The organism is Citricoccus sp. NPDC079358 (assembly GCF_040702545.1).
GTDB lineage: Bacteria > Actinomycetota > Actinomycetes > Actinomycetales > Micrococcaceae > Citricoccus.
Genome location: NZ_JBFBLI010000008.1, coordinates 58,198 through 75,263, shown reverse-complemented (window position 1 = coordinate 75,263; position 17,066 = coordinate 58,198). Strand labels below are relative to the sequence as shown.

The 17,066-nt window shown below is 68.9% G+C and carries 12 protein-coding genes and 2 tRNA genes; 8 read left to right on the top strand and 6 right to left on the bottom strand.

Annotation, left to right across the window (positions count from 1 at the left end):
- Positions 1-311 precede the first annotated feature (311 nt).
- Positions 312-384, bottom strand: a tRNA-His gene (locus AB0333_RS11290).
- Positions 385-476: 92 nt separating this feature from the next.
- Positions 477-1,097 (bottom strand): oligoribonuclease, encoded by a 621-nt coding sequence (gene orn, locus AB0333_RS11285; protein WP_366218775.1) that lies wholly within the window; start codon positions 1,095-1,097, stop codon positions 477-479.
- A gap of 84 nt (positions 1,098-1,181) precedes the next feature.
- Between orn and mptB (AB0333_RS11280) the strand changes: the two genes are divergently transcribed.
- The 3 genes from mptB (AB0333_RS11280) to AB0333_RS11270 are packed head-to-tail and all read left to right on the top strand — an operon-like array spanning position 1,182 to position 5,973.
- On the top strand, positions 1,182-2,879 hold the full coding sequence (mptB, locus tag AB0333_RS11280) for a polyprenol phosphomannose-dependent alpha 1,6 mannosyltransferase MptB (RefSeq protein WP_366218774.1): 1,698 nt from the start codon (positions 1,182-1,184) through the stop codon (positions 2,877-2,879).
- Positions 2,876-4,507, top strand: coding sequence for a polyprenol phosphomannose-dependent alpha 1,6 mannosyltransferase MptB (gene mptB, locus AB0333_RS11275; protein ID WP_366218773.1), 1,632 nt, complete (start codon positions 2,876-2,878; stop codon positions 4,505-4,507). The genes mptB (AB0333_RS11280) and mptB (AB0333_RS11275) overlap by 4 nt, the downstream gene beginning before the upstream one ends.
- Positions 4,504-5,973, top strand: a complete 1,470-nt coding sequence (locus AB0333_RS11270) for a glycosyltransferase 87 family protein (RefSeq protein ID WP_366218772.1) — start codon at positions 4,504-4,506, stop codon at positions 5,971-5,973. Before mptB (AB0333_RS11275) ends, AB0333_RS11270 begins: the two co-directional genes overlap by 4 nt.
- Before the next feature lie 23 nt (positions 5,974-5,996).
- Here the strand turns inward: AB0333_RS11270 and AB0333_RS11265 are convergent, their stop codons facing one another.
- Positions 5,997-7,313 carry a helix-turn-helix domain-containing protein gene (locus AB0333_RS11265; RefSeq protein ID WP_366218771.1) on the bottom strand — a complete coding sequence of 439 codons (1,317 nt, stop codon included), beginning with the start codon at positions 7,311-7,313 and terminating at the stop codon, positions 5,997-5,999.
- A gap of 59 nt (positions 7,314-7,372) precedes the next feature.
- On the opposite strand from AB0333_RS11265, the gene AB0333_RS11260 reads away from it, so the two are divergent.
- A complete protein-coding gene (locus tag AB0333_RS11260; RefSeq protein ID WP_366218770.1) occupies positions 7,373-8,443 on the top strand; it encodes a ferredoxin reductase in 1,071 nt (356 codons plus the stop codon).
- A gap of 246 nt (positions 8,444-8,689) precedes the next feature.
- Positions 8,690-9,790, top strand: coding sequence for an acyl-CoA desaturase (locus tag AB0333_RS11255; RefSeq protein ID WP_366218851.1), 1,101 nt, complete (start codon positions 8,690-8,692; stop codon positions 9,788-9,790).
- An 83-nt stretch (positions 9,791-9,873) separates the two neighbouring features.
- Here AB0333_RS11255 and AB0333_RS11250 read toward each other — a convergent pair whose 3' ends face one another.
- Positions 9,874-11,532 (bottom strand): DUF2079 domain-containing protein, encoded by a 1,659-nt coding sequence (locus tag AB0333_RS11250; RefSeq protein ID WP_366218769.1) that lies wholly within the window; start codon positions 11,530-11,532, stop codon positions 9,874-9,876.
- 118 nt (positions 11,533-11,650) lie between these two features.
- Entirely contained in the window at positions 11,651-13,393 is a 1,743-nt protein-coding gene (locus AB0333_RS11245; protein ID WP_366218768.1) for an FAD-binding protein, read from the bottom strand.
- Between the two features lie 71 nt (positions 13,394-13,464).
- On the opposite strand from AB0333_RS11245, the gene AB0333_RS11240 reads away from it, so the two are divergent.
- Positions 13,465-14,409 (top strand): LysR family transcriptional regulator, encoded by a 945-nt coding sequence (locus AB0333_RS11240; RefSeq protein WP_366218767.1) that lies wholly within the window; start codon positions 13,465-13,467, stop codon positions 14,407-14,409.
- A 27-nt stretch (positions 14,410-14,436) separates the two neighbouring features.
- Here the strand turns inward: AB0333_RS11240 and AB0333_RS11235 are convergent.
- Positions 14,437-14,509, bottom strand: a tRNA-Arg gene (locus AB0333_RS11235).
- Positions 14,510-14,716: 207 nt separating this feature from the next.
- Between AB0333_RS11235 and ssb the strand changes: the two genes are divergently transcribed.
- Both ssb and ettA read left to right on the top strand, forming a co-directional pair.
- Positions 14,717-15,292 (top strand): single-stranded DNA-binding protein, encoded by a 576-nt coding sequence (ssb, locus tag AB0333_RS11230; RefSeq protein WP_366218766.1) that lies wholly within the window; start codon positions 14,717-14,719, stop codon positions 15,290-15,292.
- Between the two features lie 68 nt (positions 15,293-15,360).
- Positions 15,361-17,043, top strand: a complete 1,683-nt coding sequence (gene ettA, locus AB0333_RS11225) for an energy-dependent translational throttle protein EttA (protein WP_366218765.1) — start codon at positions 15,361-15,363, stop codon at positions 17,041-17,043.
- Positions 17,044-17,066: the final 23 nt, after the last annotated feature.

The following is a 17,066-nucleotide window of genomic DNA, read 5'->3' as shown; positions in this document are numbered from 1 at the left end:
TCATCAACTTGGGGTGAGGCATCCTCGGGCGGAGCGGAACGCCGGCGGCCACCATCGTGGTGCATCACGCAGCCGATGACGTTGAAGTAGCCGCCGAGGGCTACCGCGGGCGTGGGTCGAGAACTCTTCCGCAGAACACGTCGGCAACATGACGACCCGTTCTGCTCCGCAGAGCTGTCATTCGGGCGAACCTGAGTGCCGAGGGTCAGGTATGCGCACTGCCCTGGTCCACGGGTGCAAAAAAATGGTGAGGTTCAAACCCGAATCGAGAGAAGAAACTCCCGCCGAGGGTTTGAACCTCACCACATCAGGGTGAGTAACGGGGCTTGAACCCGCGACCTTCTGGACCACAACCAGACGCTCTACCAGCTGAGCTATACCCACCATGCTGGTCCGTTGAGCGGACCTTGACAGCGCGTTCCATCATACATGGATTTCGCGGTGGGTCCGAATCGGCCCCGCCGTCCGGCCTCGGCTCAGGCCTCTGGCGCGGCCACGGTCTGCAGGCCAGCGGCGATCCGCTGTGCGGTCTTCGAGTCCGGGCCGGGCGCCGGCACCATGATGGCCTCACGGTAGTACCGCAGCTCGTTGATGGAGTCGGCGATGTCCCCGAGCGCGCGGTGCCCACCGGTCTTGGCCGGGGCCTGGAAGTAGGCCTTCTGGTACCAGCGGCGGGCCAGTTCCTTCAGGGTGGACACGTCCACGATCCGGTAGTGCAGGTGGTCCGTGATGGCCGGCAGGTCCCGGGTGAGGAACAGCTTGTCCTGGCCCACCGAGTTCCCGGCCAGTACCGCCTTGCCCGGCTGCGGGCAGTGCTGGGTGATATATGCCATACAGGCTTCGGATGCCTCGGCGAGGGAGACGCCGTCGTCCAGCCGGTTCAGCAACCCTGAGGTGGTGTGCATGTCCCGCACGAAGGGGACCATCTGGTCCAACGCCTCACGTGGGGGTTTGATGACCAGGTCCACCCCCTCGCCCAGGACGTTGAGCTCGGAGTCCGTCACCAGGACGGCGATCTCCACCAGCGCGTCCTTGACGGGGTCCAGCCCGGTCATCTCACAATCGATCCATACGAGGTTCTCTGCAGTAGCTGCCACGCCTCCCACAGTAGCCTGACGCCCAGTGGTACTTTGTGGAAGGCCCTGAGACGGCCCGCCAAGCCACGGAAGGAACCCGCCCCGATGAGTGTGTCCGGCACCCGGACGGAACGGTCTTCCGCGTCCTGGACGGTCTCGGTGTGGATCCCGGCCGTCCTCGGCTTCGTCGGCTCGGTGGCCGTGATGGCCGGATCCCTGTCCGTGGGCTGGCTGGCCTCCGTGTCACCGATCAACCGCTGGGGCTGGCTGATCCCCTGGCGCACCACCGAATCCGGGGTCATCACCGGCACCGTGGTGCTCACCCTCGGCTGTTGGCTCATGTTCTGGGGCTGGCTCCGCCTGGGCAAAGTCCTGCGGCCGTTCGGCCCCGGCGCGCTGCGGATCGTCACGCTCACGACGACGGCCTGGATCCTGCCGCTGCTGGCCTGCCTGCCGATCTTCTCCCGGGACATCTTCGCCTACATCGGCCAGGGCCGGCTGATGATCGCCGGCCGCGATCCCTACGAGGACGGCATCTCCACGCTCTCCAACTGGTTCCAGCTGGGCGCGGACACCACCTGGGCGCAGACCGAGACCCCCTATGGGCCGGTGTTCCTGTGGATCGAGCAACTGGTCATGGCCGTGGCCGGACCGGACGACCCGGACCTGGCGATCTTCCTGTTCCGCCTCGTCGCCGTGGCCGGCGTGGTGCTCCTCATGGTCTACATTCCCAAGCTGGCCACGCTGCTCGGCACGAATGCGGCCCGGGCCCAGTGGATCACCGTGGCCAACCCGTTGTTCCTCATTAGCTTCGTGGCCTCCGGTCACAACGATGCGCTGATGGTCGGCCTGGCGGTCGCTGGTGTCTGGTACGCGGCGACCAACCGGGGGCTGCTCGGTGTCCTGCTGGTCACCGCCTCGCTCGGCATCAAGCCGATCACCATGGTGCTGCTGCCCTTCATCGGCCTGCTCTGGGCCGGCCGCGGAGCCAGCTGGGCCCGGCGCTTCGGCTACTGGTTCCTGACGGCCGGCATCGCCGGGACGATCATGGTGGTGGTTGGGGTGCTCAACGAGTTCGGCTTCGGGTGGCTGACGGTCATGCTCGGCACCGGCACCGGCTCCGTGCCCTGGTCCCCGGTCGGAATCCTCGCCGAGGGCACCAAGGTGATCCTCGGCTCGCTCGGATTCGACGACAACTGGGTGCTCGACGCCTTCAAGACCGCTGGCCGGCTGTTGTCCATCCTCATCGTCATCTGGCTCATGTTCCGCGGTCGGCACGAACACCTCATGCAACGTCTGACATGGGCTTTCACCGCGCTGGTGGTGCTGACACCGATCATCCAGCCCTGGTATCTGCTGTGGCTTCTCCCGTTCTTCGCCGTGCTGGGGATCCGCAGTGACTGGCAGCTGAAATGGGTCGTGTTCACGGTGGCCTTCTTCGTGGCCTTCGGTGCCGCCGACCAGCTGTTTGTGTGGCAGTTCCTCGGCATCGGCGAGCAGCTGGCCCACCTGGCCACGTTCCTGTCCTGGGCCTGCATGCTGTGGATCCTGCTCCTGGACCCCTGGACGAGTTCCATCCTGAAGGAGGAGTGGCACGTACGGGCCGCCCTGCGCCGGACGGTGGCCCGGCTGAGAGGCCGCGATGCCGCCGTCGGCTCCGAGGGTTCCGTCGGAGTGACGCCCGGAGCGCAGCTTGGCTCCCAGACCGGCGCGGCCTCCACCGGAAAGACTGACCTGACGGCGGACCTGGCGGGGGACAGGGTGGGGGACGAACGGGCAGACCAGGGGACGACCCCCTCGTGAGCGTCTCCGAACCCACGGGCGCCCCCTTCGGAGCCCTGGCCGGACTACGACGCCGGCTCGGCGACTTCCCGCTGACCCACCGTCTGGTGGGCGGTGCGGACGAGGAGACGGCCCCGAGCCTGTGGCAGGGGCTCATCGGCTCGCTCCTGATCATGGTCGGCTCCTGGGGCGTCGGCTGGCTCGCCATGACCCCGGCCTCGGTCTTCGCCCGGACCACCGTGCTCAACCCGCTCCGCGTGGAACCGGTGGGCGTGGTGGTCTGCGCCATCCTCCTGGTTCTGGGGTCCCTGCTGCTGGTGCGGGCGTGGCTACGGCTGGGCCAACGCCTGGAGGGCCGCTGGGGGACGGCCGGGCCGGTGGTGGTCCGGGCGACCTGGCTGTGGGCCGCGCCGCTCCTGGTGGCCTTCCCCGTGTTCTCGAGGGACGTCTACTCCTACCTCGGCCAGGGGCGGCTCCTACATGCCGGACTGAACCCCTACGAGGACTGGATCTCCGAGCTGCCCGGTTGGTTCATGCAGGGCGCGGACTCCATCTGGGCCGAATCGCCCTCGCCCTATGGCCCCTTGTTCCTGCTGATCTCCCGGGCCGTCTGGTTCCTGACCGGTGGGAGTCCCGAGCCGGCCCTGCTGCTGTTCCGCCTCGTCTCGGTGGCCGGGCTGGCGCTGTGCCTGTGGGCCGTGCCGCGACTGGCCCGGCGGTTCGGCACCGACCCCGGGTGGTCGGTGTGGATCTCCGTGGCCAATCCGCTGTTCGCGCTCTACATAATCGCCGCCATCCACAATGACTCGCTGATGGTGGGCCTCTTGCTGGCCGGCTTCGTGCTGTTGACCCCGGGGTCCTCTCGCGGCCGCAGTCTCGCCGGGCTCGTGCTCGTGTCCCTCTCGATCGCCATCAAGCCGTTGACGGTCCTCGCGCTGCCCTTCGCCGGGTTGCTGCTGCTCCCGGGCGCTCCGGGGTCTCCGCGCTGGGGGGCGCGTGCGAAGGTCTGGACCTGGTGCCTGCTGGTGGCAGCGGCGGTGCTGACGGGCATGGGGGCCCTCACCGGGCTCTGGTTCGGGTGGATCCCGGCCATGCTGACCTCGGGCGATGCCGCCTTCCCCTACGCGCCCTTCGGGATCCTCGGTCTGGGGGCCGGCTGGGCCGTGGATGCGTTGGCCGGCACTGGGGTCCGCCCGGTGGCCGACCTCGTCTACACGCTGGGCACGGTGGCGGCGATCGGCTTCACCGCCTGGCTGGCCCTCACGCGCCGGCCCGTCCACCCCGTGCTGGCCACGGGGTTGGCCCTGTTGGCCGCCGTCCTGCTCGCCCCGATCATCCAGCCCTGGTACCTGCTGTGGGTGCTGCCGATGTTCGCTGTCGTGCGGCGCTGGCACGGGTGGCCCGTGTGGACGCTGTACCTGGTGGTCATGGTGCTCGTGGTCGTCGGCGTGGTGGACCAACTGTCCGTGGCGCAGTGGATCTCCCTGTTCTGGGTGCGGATCACCGCTGCCGTCGTCGGACTCGCCTATATGGTGTTCATTGTCTTTCTCGATCCCAAGACGTCCACGCTGTTCCCCTTCACCGCATGGTGGAGATCGCGGGGACGCCCGCACGCCCCCACTCGCCAGACCAATCAGGAGACCTTGTGAACCAGACCGGACCAGCGAAGGCCGCACCGAGGGCGGGGTCCCGTGCAGGCTCCCGTGCTGGCGGTCCGGACCGCCGGCTGCTGCTCGTGCTGGTGGGGGCGACCCTGCTGGCGGCCGTGGTGGCGGTGCTGTCCAAGCAGTGGTGCCGTCTCAACGGCTGGGAGGCCCCGGGGGTGCACATCCACATGTGCTATTCGGACTTCGGGCAGCTCTTTCCCACGCGTGGCCTGGCTGAGGGATACTTCCCCTTCTTCACGCCGTTGCCCGAGGACCAATGGATGGAGTACCCGGCGCTGCTGGCCGTCGTCGCCGGGGTGACCTCGTGGTTCGTACCCCAGGACGGGACGCTGCTGGAGCGGACAGTCACCTACTTCGACATCAATGCGGTCGGTGCCCTGCTCTGCTGGCTGATCGTCGTGGTGGCGACCGCCTACACCGCACGCGGCCGGTCCAAGGACGCACTGATGGTGGCGGTGGCGCCGGGTATCATCCTGACCTCCTTCCTGAACTGGGACCTGTGGGCCGTCATGCTGGCTGCCCTCGGCCTGCTGCTCTGGTCCCGCAGCCATCCGGTCCTCGCCGGGGCGGTGCTCGGCCTCGGAGCGGCCATGAAGCTGTACCCGCTGTTCTTCTTCGGCGCGATCCTGGTCCTGTGCTGGCGTGCCGGGAGGCTGGGTGTCTTCTTCAAGTCCCTGGCCGCCGGCGCGGTGGCCTGGCTGGCCGTCAACGTGCCCTTCATGCTGACCGCTTTCGACCAATGGAGCCGGTTCTACACCTTCTCGGGGGACCGCGACGTGTCCTTCTCCTCGATGTGGCTGGCCTTCACCTGGACCGGATGGTCTGGTGAGACCTTCTCGCTGATCTCAAACGGGCTGTTCGCCCTGTGCTGTCTGGGCATCGCCTACCTGGGGCTCTCGTCCCGGCACCGGCCCCGGATGGCCCAGCTGTGCCTGCTCATCGTCGCGGCCTTCATCCTCCTGGGGAAGGTGTACTCGCCGCAGTTTGTGATGTGGCTGATTCCGCTGGTCGTGCTGGCCCGCCCGAACTGGCGGCAGTTCTGGATCTGGCAGGCGGTGGAGGTCTACCACTGGGGCGGCGTGTGGATGGAATCCGCCCGCATCACCTCGGAGGGCGCCTTCGGTGGGGGAGCGCTGTGGATTCCGCTCTGGTACGGGTCCGGGATCGTGCTGCATATGGCCGCCGTGATCTGGATCTGCGTCTCCGTCATCCGGGACATCCTCGACCCCGACCGTGACCCGGTCCGCCGCTCCGCAGCGGCTGGCGCGGCGCGGGACGTTGCTCCCGCTGTCACCGCGGCGCCGGGTGCCATCACCGACGCCCCGGCCATCGACGCCACTCCTTCGGTGTCCCTGCCGCCTCTTGATCCCTCAGCGGGAATCTTGGCGGAGGAGCCGGATCGATTCCTGCTGCCTCCAGCGGGACGAGGCCGCGTCCTGACCGGCTGACCCCAGTCCCCGCCTGCCTCGCTCTACTCGACCGGTCCGTCCGCGGCCATCCTGCGGGCACGCAACACGAGTTCCAGTTCGAACCGGACCGTCGGTCGGTCCAGCTCGCCGCCGAACAACTCACGCAACTGGGCCACCCGGTAGCCGACCGTCTGCGGATGGATGCCCAGCTCATGGGACACGGGAGTGCGCTGGCCCCAGTGCACCAGCCAGGACAGCAGGGTCTCCTCCAAGGTCGCGCGCTTCGTGCCGCTGAGTCCGTCCAGGGGTGCCAGGCGACGCGCGGCCAGGTCCGCCATCACCTGGGTCTCTGCTCCGAGGACGATCTGAGCCAGATGGTCCGAGGCGAAGACCGGGCCGCCGTCCCCTGGGGACTCGGCTTGCGGCTGCGGCAACTGAGCGGCGACGAGCCGTGCCACGCGGTGGGAATGGGCCACGCCGTCCCACTCCACGGCGGGACCGAGGACGGCGGAGGTGCCGGCGAAGACCTCCCGCAACCGGGGGCGCAGGCGGTCCGACTGGGGGGCGGCCACGATCGCGGTCGCCTCGGATTCGCGCTCCACCACGATTCCCGAGGTGCCCAACCGGGTGCGGACCCCGGCCGCGGCAGCCAAGGGCAACACCACCGCCGCCATGCGCTGCGGCAGGTGCCAGTCGGCTCCCGAGGCCAGCCGCCGCACCTCGTGGATCTCGGCACCGCCTCCCACCAGCGCCGCCACCAGGTCGGCACGCCGCAGCTCCAATGCTCCGGCGTGGGCCGATTGCTCCACCGCGTAGGCCTGGACGCTCACGGCGGACAGCTCGTCGATGTACGCCAGGATCGTCTCCCCGAGGTCCACCACCACGTCCATCGCCATGCCCCGCTCGGCACACGCTTCGGACAGGCCGCGGAACGTGATCCGGGCGCTCGTGCGATAGGCGGCCAGCAGGGCGTCCATACTGCGTCCCTGCCGGTACTCACCGGCACCGAGGGCCGCCACCAGCTCGCGCGACTCCTCGTTCAGGGCAGGATTGGCCGTGCCCGGCAGGGACAGCAGTTGCTCCAGGGCACCCTGCACGCCGAGGAAGAGCACCTCGCTGAACCGCTCGGTCCGGGTGATCTGATAGGCGGGGATCTGGTTCGGTACCGTCTGGATGATCTGCTCGACGACGGCGGGGACGGCGGGTGCCAGCAGTTCCGCCAACTCGGGGGGCAGCGACAGCCACGGGGGCCGCGAGGCGTCCTGGGCCTCGGAGGCTCCCCGGGAGCGCTGCGCTTGCGGGGTCTCCCGGACCTGCGGCGGTGGGGGACCTCCGGCCAAGGGATGGGACGGATGACTATCCTCGGACGATAGATTCATGACAGCAATCGTATCCGTTCGGTGCAGAAATTAGTTGACGGGGCGCATATTGTGGACATATGGCTCGTCGTCCCCTTGTATCGGTATTCTCCTTGTTCTCCTCTGTCCTGGCGACGCCCCGCTCGCCTCGCGATTTCCTGGCGCTGTTGGATCCGGTGCACTCGTCCCGGCAACTGCGCGGCATCGTCACCCACGTCTCCCGTCCGGTTCCCGGTACGGCCACGATCTCCTTCCGCACCGGCCCGGGCTGGAAGTCCCATGAGGCCGGCCAATGGGCCCGCATCGGGGTGGACGTCAACGGGGTGCGCCAGTGGCGGTCCTACTCCCTCTCCGCCGCTGCGGGGGAGGATCCCGAGATCACGGTCACGGATATCGGCAAGGTCTCCGGCGCACTGGTCCGCGACACCGAGCCCGGAGACGTCCTGTTCCTGGACCGCCCGGAAGGGGACTTCACCCTTCCCGAGCACCCCCGGCCCCTGCTGATGCTCACCGCCGGCTCCGGCATCACCCCCGTGATGTCCATGGTCCGGACCCTAGTGCCGCGTCGCCCTGACGCGGACGTGGTCCTCATCCACTCCACCCGCACCTCGGAATCCTCCCCATTCCGCGAGGAACTGGACGAGCTGGCCCAGCAGTTTCCCGGGCTGCGGGTCCACCACCACGCCACGGCGGACGAGGGCCGGCTCGACCTGACCGGCCCGCACGCCGTGGACGCCCTGTGCCCCGACTGGCGCGACCGCGCGGCCTATGCCTGCGGCCCCACGGGTTTCCTCGACGATGCCGAGGACCTCTGGGAGCGCGAGACCGGTTCCGGTGCGGCCGGGCTCAAGATCGAGCGTTTCCAGGCTGACCTGGCCGGCGGGGTCGCCGGTGCGGGCGGCCTGGCCGTTTTCGAGAACTCGGACCTCGAGGCCGAGGCCGCTGGGGACACCCCCTTGCTCGAGGTCGCCGAGGACGCCGGGGTGGCCGCTCCCAGCGGTTGCCGCATGGGGATCTGCCACGCTTGCCTGATCCCGCTGCGCTCCGGGCAGGTCACCGACCTGCGCACCGGCGAGGTGCACGGAGACCCCGGTGAACTTATCCAGACCTGCGTCAGCGCGGCTGCCGGCCCCGTCAGTCTCGCGCTGTGACGCTCAGCAGGACGCTGCAGGCCCGGCCGGTCCGCAGTGTCACCACGCATCACCCCCGACCATCCGACGCCCATCTCTAGGAGCCTCGTGTTCAAGACCAACACCCATGCCAAGACCATCAGCGAACCGGACACGGTCAGCTGGGCCCCGGGCCGGGGCAAAGGCCCCGACGGTCCGCCGGAGCCGCGCACCGAGGCGCCCGGCCGGCGTCGTGCCCCGGGAAGCGGAACGCCGCGACCGGGATCCCTGGCGGCCGAGGGCAGCCCGACCGTGCGCCCACCGGCAGCTGCCCATCTGTCCGACGACCAGGTGGCCGAACTCGGCCGCGAACTCGACGCCGTCCGGGACGCGGTCCTGGCCGAGCGCGGTGACACGGACGCTGCCTACATCCGCAAGGTCATCCGCTGGCAGCGTGCCCTGGAGTTCGGCGGACGAGCCTGTCTGATGGGCGCCAACAACAAGCTGGCCTGGGTGGCCGGAACCTCCATGCTGACGGTCGCGAAGATCATCGAGAACATGGAGATCGGGCACAACGTCCTGCACGGCCAGTGGGACTGGATGCGGGACCCGGACATCCACTCGACCACGTGGGAGTGGGATTTCGTCACCCCGTCCAAGTCCTGGCAGAACACCCACAACGACATGCACCACCGGTGGACGAACGTGATCGGCAAGGACCGGGATGTCGGCTACAACGTGCTGCGTGTGGACCGGGACCAGCCCTGGGAGCCCAAGCACATCCTCAACCCGGTCATCAACGCCGGCCTGGCTCCCGTCTTCGAATGGGGCATCGCGCTCTACGACCTGGAGCTCGACCGGGTCAAGACCGGCGAGAAGTCCAAGGCCGAGCTCGCGCGGGACCTGAAGACCGTGGGGGCGAAGGCGGCCAAGCAGTTCGCCAAGGACTACGCGGCCACCCCGGTGGCGGCGCAGGTCCTCACCGGCTCCGGCCTCGCGGCCCTCTTGGCGACCGGTACCGCCAACGGACTGCGCAACATCTGGGCCCACGCCGTGATCTTCTGCGGCCACTTCCCGGAGGGGGCGGAAACGTTCACCGAGGAGATGGTCGAGGGGGAGACCCGCGGTGACTGGTACGTCCGCCAGATGATCGGCTCCGCCAACATCTCCGGCTCCAAGGCCATGCACTTCATGACCGGCAACCTCTCCCACCAGGTGGAGCACCACCTGTTCCCGGACCTGCCGTCCAACCGCTACGCCGAGGTGGCCGTGCAAGTCCGCGAGATCTGCGAGCGCTACGGGCTGCCCTACAACATCGGGCCCCTGCACAAGCAGGTCGGCTCCACCTGGGGCAAGATCTTCCGGTTGGCGTTGCCGGACCGGAAGTAGCCAACGCAGGTACCTCGAAGCCCGGCCGGAGCATGACGCTCCGGCCGGGCTTCGTGGTGGGTGGGGTCAGGGCACGTCCAGGCTCACGGCACGTAGGTGGCGCAGACCGGGTCCACCGGCTGGTCGCGGTGCAGCACCCAGATGCCGTGGTCGTCCTCGGTGACCACCTCGTAGCCGAGGCGTTCGGCACGATCCAGGGCCTCGGCCGGCGTCAAGGGATCCCAGCCGCCGAGCTCATCCACGGTGGTGTCGATGATCATCCAGGTGGCCAACTCGTCCCCCATGTCCCCGTGCAGGCCCACATAGGTGCGGTCCACGAGGTGGGGCACGGCGTTGTCCGCGGCCTCCACGCAGACATCATCCGGGATGGACTCCACGGCCCGGTCCAGGGCGTGGGCCCACTCCGTCATCTGCCAGTTGTCACCGGTCACCGTGCGCTGGAACGGGAAGACCTGCGGGAAGACCGCGGTGCCCAGCACTCCGCAACCCAGGAGGACCGAGACGAACACGAGGGGCAGCCGCCCGGGCCGCCCTGGTCGCGAGACGCTCGGGGCACCCAGGCCGGCGGTGGCTGCGGAACCGGTGCGCCGGCGTCGTGCCTCTCGCCAGACGCCGAGCCGGGCGAGTGCCTCGAGCGCGGCCAGCAGGAAGATCGGGGCCAGGATCGCGTCGTACTGGTAGACCGGGCTCCATACGTTCAGCCGGTCATTGAACAGGCGGGAGAGCAGGATCGGCGCGCCGATCAGGGTGTACGGGGACAGGAACGGCAGCAGCCACAGCGCCACGAAGTGCAGCAGCCACAAGCCGATTTTCAGCGGGTGGTCGAACAGGACCGCCACGGCGTCGAAGGGCTGGGACAGGATGAACGCGATCGAGGATCCCATGTCCGGGCCCAGCGCCGTGAACTGCCAGTAGCCGAACTCGCCTGCGGGGGAGAAGTGCGGGATCACCACGGAGGTGGCGAAGACGTAGCCGGCCACCCCCAGCACGGCCGTCACGACGGCGGGCAGCCAGGCCCGCTTGATGGCCAGCACCATCGCGATGGCCAGCAGTGTGATGCCCATGTCCTCACGGACGGTCAGCAGGGACACCGCGAGGAGGGTGGCCAGCCAGTACCGGCGGCCGTCGATGGCCCAGATGACCCAGGCGACGATCGGCACGCCGAAGGAGACCTCGTGGAAGTCCCAGTTCACCATCGCCTGGAACGGCCACCACAGCAGCAGGGCGGCGGCGCCGATCAGTGCGGTGGCGTGGCTGAAGCGACGGCGCGCGAAGAGGTAGACCGGGATGACGGTGGAGACCAGCAGGGCGGTCATGGCGATGCCAAGCATGCGCGGGTCGTCCCAGATCCAGTACAGGGGGGCTGCCAGCGCGATGATCGGGTGGAAGTGATCGCCGAGGATGTTGAAGTCCACGCCCTTGATGGGCACGATCGGCTCCCGGAACAGCGCGTACTGGCGCACGGCCTGGTCGAAGATCCCGAGGTCGTATCCCTTGGCCTCGAAATTCCGGAAGCGCAGGAACGAATGGACCAGGTAGAGGACGGCGGCCGCGGCCATGACTGCGCCCAGCTGCCACCATTGCCGGCCGGTGGTGCGTGGCCCCACGGTCAGGGCGCCGTCACGGCGGTCCGGCTGGCGGCCGATCACCCAGCGGGGCACCCGCCGCGGGACGCGGTCCTGCGCGGGTGCCGGGACAGCGGCCGGATCGGCGGGGTCGTCAACGGCGGGATTCTGCTGCACGGGCCACCTGGGGGATCGGGAACGGGACATCCCCTCCATCGTAATGACCCCGGGTGGGCCGGCGGCGCCACAGTCCTCCGATCTGCGCCGCACGGCGCAGACCGGAATCGTGCCGTGGCTACTCGACCAGCTTGCCGTCCTGGGAGACCTCCCGGATCAGTGCGGCGATCTCCTCCGGTACCGCCGGGATCTCCTCGCGCGTGATCCCTCCGGTGGGTGACCAGACGAGGTTGACCTGCAGTTCGGGATCAGTGTCCGGGAAGTCGCTGCGGTTGTGGCAGCCACGGGTCTCGCGGCGCTCGCGGGCGGCTTCCAGCGTGGCCCGGGCGGCCAGGGCCGAGGCCTTCAGATCGAACGCGTGGGCCAGGTCCTGGTAGCCGGCGATGTCCGGGTGGATGCCGACGTCCCGCAGGCGCGCCTCAATCGAGTCCAGCTCCGCCAGCCCTGCCCTGAGCCCCTCCTCACTGCGGACGACGCCGGCGTGCTCGGTCATCGTGTCGCGGATGGCCCGCTGGAGGGCACGGACGTTCTCGTGACCGTCCGCGGCCAGCAACTCCTCGATCTCGGCCCGGGCGGCGGCCACGGCCTCGGGGGAGCGCCGCTGCGCGTCGAGACCGGCGGAATGATCGACGGCGGCCCGGCCGACGATGCGTCCGAACACCAGTAGCTCGATCAGGGAGTTCCCGCCCAGTCGGTTGGCGCCGTGGAGGCCGGAGGAGGCCTCACCGATGGCATAGAGGCCCTCGACGTCCGTGCTGTGGTCCTCGGGACGGACCCAGACCCCGCCCATGGAGTAGTGCGCGGTCGGGGCGATCTCGATGGGATCGGTGGTGATGTCCAGCATCTGCAGTTCCAGCAGCGTCTGGTAGACGCGCGGCAGGCGGGTCATGATCGTCTCCCGCGGCAGGTGGGAGACGTCCAGCCAGACGCCACCGTTCGCCGTGCCGCGGCCCTCCTGGATCTCGGTGTAGGCGGCCAGGGCCACCCGGTCCCGGGTGGAGAGCTCCATCCGTTCCGGGTCGTAGTTCGCCATGAAGCGCTCGCCGCGGCCGTTGCGCAGGATCCCGCCCTCGCCGCGGGCGGCCTCGGAGACCAGGGTTCCGGCGGCGTTCTCGGGCTCGATGATGCCGGAGGGGTGGAACTGCACGAGCTCGGGGTCGCGGAGCCGGGCCCCAGCCTCCACGGCCAGGCGGAACGAGTCCCCGGTGTTCTCATCGCGGCGTGAGGAGGTGCGCCGCCAGATGCGGTTGTGGCCGCCGGCGGCGAGGATGACGGAGTCCGCGTGGATCAGGTAGCGGGTGCCATCGTTGACATCGAAGCCGTAGGCGCCGAAGACCACGTTGTCCCGCACCAGCAGCCGGGTGATGTACACGGTGTCCAGGATGGGCACCTCGAGCTGTTCGGCGCGGTTGACGAGGGTGCGCTGGATCTCCAGCCCCGTGTAGTCACCCGCGAAGGCGGTGCGCCGGTAGGTGTGGGCCCCGAAGAACCGCTGGGAGATACGGCCGTCCTCCTCCCGGGCGAAGGCCATGCCGTAGCGGTCCAGGTCGGCGATGCCCTGCGCGGCGCCGCGGGCGACGATCTCCGCCGTGTGCGGGTTGGCGAGGTGGTAGCTCTCCTTGATGGTGTCCGCGGCGTGCTGCTGCCAGGTGTCCTCCTCATCCATGGTGCCCAGGGCCGCGTTGATGCCGCCGGCGGCCAGGGACGTGTGCGCGTCGTGCCGTGGACGCTTTCCCACGGCCAGGACATCCACCCCCTGTTCGGCCACCTCGATGGCCGCGCGCAGGCCGGAGCCTCCGGTGCCGATGACGAGGACGGTGGTGGAGACCTGGTGTTCGGTGAGACGTGCTGTTGAAGTCATGAGACCACCGTAGGGAGGACAGCCACCATTACTCCAATGAATAATCGGAGTAGAAACGATACGCTTTTGCTATGACCATGAACTTGGAGCAGTTGCGGGGATTCATGGAGGTGGCCCGCGTCGGGCATTTCACCCGGGCGGCCGAGACCCTCCACGTGACCCAGCCCTCCCTGAGCCGCCAGATCGCGACCCTGGAGCATGACCTGGGGTCTGAGCTGTTCCACCGGGCGCGGGGACATATCACCCTGACCGCCGCGGGAGAGACCTTGCTGCCCCTGGCACGCCGAATGCTGGCCGATGCGGAGACGGTGCGCCGGGAGATGGCGGAACTGGCGGGCCTGCAGCGGGGCCGCGTCCGGCTCGGGGCCACCCCGTCGTTGTGCGTGGGTATCGTGGCCGATGCGGTGGCAGCCTTCCATGCTGCCCACCCGGGGATCGAGCTGCACCTGACGGAGCGGGGTTCACGCGGGCTGATCGACGAACTGTCCTCCGGCGCCCTGGACCTGGCCCTCGTCATCACCTCGGACGCGCATCCGGGGACCGCACCGAGCCTCACCCGCAGCCGGTTACTGACCGAGGAGCTGGTGGTTGTCGGCGGCGGGGACGCACCCTTCGGGGGGCGCACCTCGGTCACGCTGAAGGACCTGGCCGGCATGCCGCAGATCGTCTTCCCGTCCAGTTATGACCTGCGCGGCACCCTGGACGAGGCCTTCCGTGCCGTCGGACTCACCCCCAGGGTGGTGCTGGAGGGTGCCGAGATGGATGCCGTGCTGCGCTTCGTCGAACTGGGGATGGGGGTGGCGCTGGTGCCGGCCATGGTGCTGGTGGACCGCCCCGGCCTGAGCTCGGTCCGGTTGCGGGAGCCCCGGCTCAGCCGGACCATCAGCCTCGCCCGGCGCCAGGACGTGCAGCCCACGCGTGCCGCAGCGGCCATGCATCGGATGATCCTGCGGACGGCCGATGCGCTCGCAGCCGGAGACCGGGGCCTGGGCGGGCTGGTCTCTCGGGCTGGCTGAGGGAAGGGTGGCTGGCTGAGGGAAGGGTGCCCCAGGAGGGAGTCGAACCCCCGACCGACGGAGTAGAAAGCCGCTGCTCTATCCACTGAGCTACTGGGGCTGGGCTCCGTCATTCTAGCGGGATGGCCCTCCTCCACAGGAAACCGTCCCCGGTGGGTTGTCCACGGATCAAGGGGGCCGCCCTGTCGCCGCGGTGCCGGTGCGGCTGTGCTGGGAGGGCAGGAAGTCCTCTTCCTGCCGCCGTCGGACACCATGGCCGACGGCGGCCCCTCGCCGGCCGCGGGCCGGCTCTCCGAAAGGCACCAGCATGAGTCAGCACATCACCGTCCGCGGCTTCGTGGCCACCGATCCCACCATTCGCAATGCGCAGGCCGGGTTCCCCGTCGGCAATTTCCGACTGGCCGCCACGGACCGGCGTTTCGACCGGGAGCAGAATGCGTGGGTGGACGGCAACACGAACTGGTTCACCGTCAATCTCTTCCGCAGTCTCGCCCAGAACGCCTTCACGTCCCTGCAGAAGGGCCAGCCCGTGGTGGTCACCGGCCGGCTCAAGGTCCGTCCCTGGGAGACGGAGGAGCGTTCCGGGACCGCCGTGGAGATCGAGGCGGACACCATCGGCCATGACCTGTCCCTGGGCACAGCCACCTTCCAGCGCTCCTCCGGGCGACCGGGCGAGGTGGCGGCCGGAGCGGCGGAGGCCGGGACGGGAACGGGCGAGCCGGGCGGGTCGGTCGGGTCGCACGGCCCCAGCGAGGAGTCCTTCGACCGGGAGACCGGCGAGCTGCTGGGCCACGAGGGCGCCGGGACCGGGGCGGCGGAGGACACTGAGGACCCGGATGCGGGGGTGGACTCGGCCGACTCGCAGGCCCTGTCAGTGGCCTGAGGGCAGCCGGTGGCCGCCGGACGCCACCGATGCGGGCAAACCGGCGGCCACCCACTAGCCTGGGGACCATGGCGGAATACATTTACAGCATGGTCAAGGCCCGTAAAAAAGTGGGCGACAAGCTGATCCTGGATGACGTGACGATGGCCTTCCTTCCGGGGGCGAAGATCGGCATGGTGGGCCCCAACGGTGCGGGCAAGTCCACGATCCTGAAGATCATGGCGGGGCTGGACACGCCCTCGAACGGAGAGGCCCGGCTCACTCCGGACTACAGCGTCGGCATCCTCATGCAGGAGCCCGCGCTGAACGAGGAGAAGACCGTTCTCGGCAACGTCCAGGAGGGCGTCGGCGAGATCTACGGCAAGATCCAGCGCTACAACGAGATCTCGGAGGCGATGGCCGATCCGGATGCCGACTTCGATGCGTTGATGGAGGAGATGGGCAAGCTCCAGGAGCAGATCGACGCCGCTGACGCCTGGGACATCGACTCTCAGCTCGAGCAGGCCATGGACGCGTTGCGATGCCCCCCGGGCGATGCCGACGTCACCAACCTCTCCGGTGGTGAGCGCCGCCGCGTGGCGCTGTGCAAGCTGCTGCTGCAGAAGCCGGACCTGCTGCTGCTCGACGAGCCCACCAACCACCTGGACGCGGAGTCCGTGCTGTGGTTGGAGCAGCACCTGGCGGCCTACCACGGCGCTGTGCTCGCCGTGACCCACGATCGGTACTTCCTGGACCACGTGGCCGAGTGGATCTGTGAGGTGGACCGCGGACGCCTGTACCCCTACGAGGGCAACTACTCCACCTACCTGGAGAAGAAGCGCGCCCGCATGGAGATCCAGGGCAAGAAGGACGCCAAGATGGCCAAGCGGCTGTCCGAGGAGCTCGACTGGGTGCGCTCCAACACCAAGGGGCGTCAGGCCAAGTCCAAGGCCCGCCTCTCCCGCTACGAGGAGATGGCCTCGGAGGCCGAGAAGACCCGCAAGCTGGACATGGAAGAGCTGCAGATCCCGCCGGGCCCGCGGTTGGGCAACCAGGTCATCGAGGCCAAGAACCTGCAGAAGGGCTTCGGCGACCGCGTCCTCATCGACGGGCTGTCCTTCTCCCTGCCGCCGAACGGCATCGTCGGCATCATCGGCCCCAACGGTGTCGGCAAGACCACCCTCTTCAAGACCATCGTCGGCTATGAGTCCCTCGACGGCGGGGAGCTGAAGATCGGCGATTCGGTCAAGATCTCCTATGTGGATCAGTCCCGCGGCGGAATCGATCCGGAGAAGTCGCTGTGGGAGGTCGTCTCGGACGGTCTGGACTACATCAAGGTCGGGCAGGTCGAGATGCCGTCCCGTGCCTACGTCTCGGCGTTCGGCTTCAAGGGCCCGGACCAGCAGAAGAAGGCCGGTGTGCTTTCCGGTGGTGAGCGAAACCGCCTGAACCTGGCGCTGACCCTCAAGGAGGGTGGCAACCTGCTTCTGCTGGATGAGCCCACCAACGACCTCGATGTGGAGACCCTGACCTCCCTGGAGAACGCCCTGCTGGAATTCCCGGGCTGCGCCGTGGTCATCTCCCACGACCGGTGGTTCCTGGACCGGGTGGCGACCCACATGCTGGCCTATGAGGGCACGGAGCAGGACCCGGCGAACTGGTACTGGTTCGAGGGCAACTTCGAGTCCTACGAGGCCAACAAGGTGGAACGGCTCGGCCCCGACGCCGCCCGCCCGCACCGTGTGACCCACCGCAAGCTCACCCGCGACTGAGCGGAGCCCGCCCTGCGGGGCAC

What these genes read in the sequence shown, in the direction of transcription:
- mptB (WP_366218774.1), top strand. Translation starts at nt 1,182, where the DNA reads ATGAGTGTGTCCGGCACCCGGACGGAACGGTCTTCCGCGTCCTGGACG.
- AB0333_RS11265 (WP_366218771.1), bottom strand. Translation starts at nt 7,313, where the DNA reads ATGAATCTATCGTCCGAGGATAGTCATCCGTCCCATCCCTTGGCCGGA.
- AB0333_RS11260 (WP_366218770.1), top strand. Translation starts at nt 7,373, where the DNA reads ATGGCTCGTCGTCCCCTTGTATCGGTATTCTCCTTGTTCTCCTCTGTC.
- AB0333_RS11245 (WP_366218768.1), bottom strand. Translation starts at nt 13,393, where the DNA reads ATGACTTCAACAGCACGTCTCACCGAACACCAGGTCTCCACCACCGTC.
- AB0333_RS11240 (WP_366218767.1), top strand. Translation starts at nt 13,465, where the DNA reads ATGACCATGAACTTGGAGCAGTTGCGGGGATTCATGGAGGTGGCCCGC.
- ssb (WP_366218766.1), top strand. Translation starts at nt 14,717, where the DNA reads ATGAGTCAGCACATCACCGTCCGCGGCTTCGTGGCCACCGATCCCACC.
- ettA (WP_366218765.1), top strand. Translation starts at nt 15,361, where the DNA reads ATGGCGGAATACATTTACAGCATGGTCAAGGCCCGTAAAAAAGTGGGC.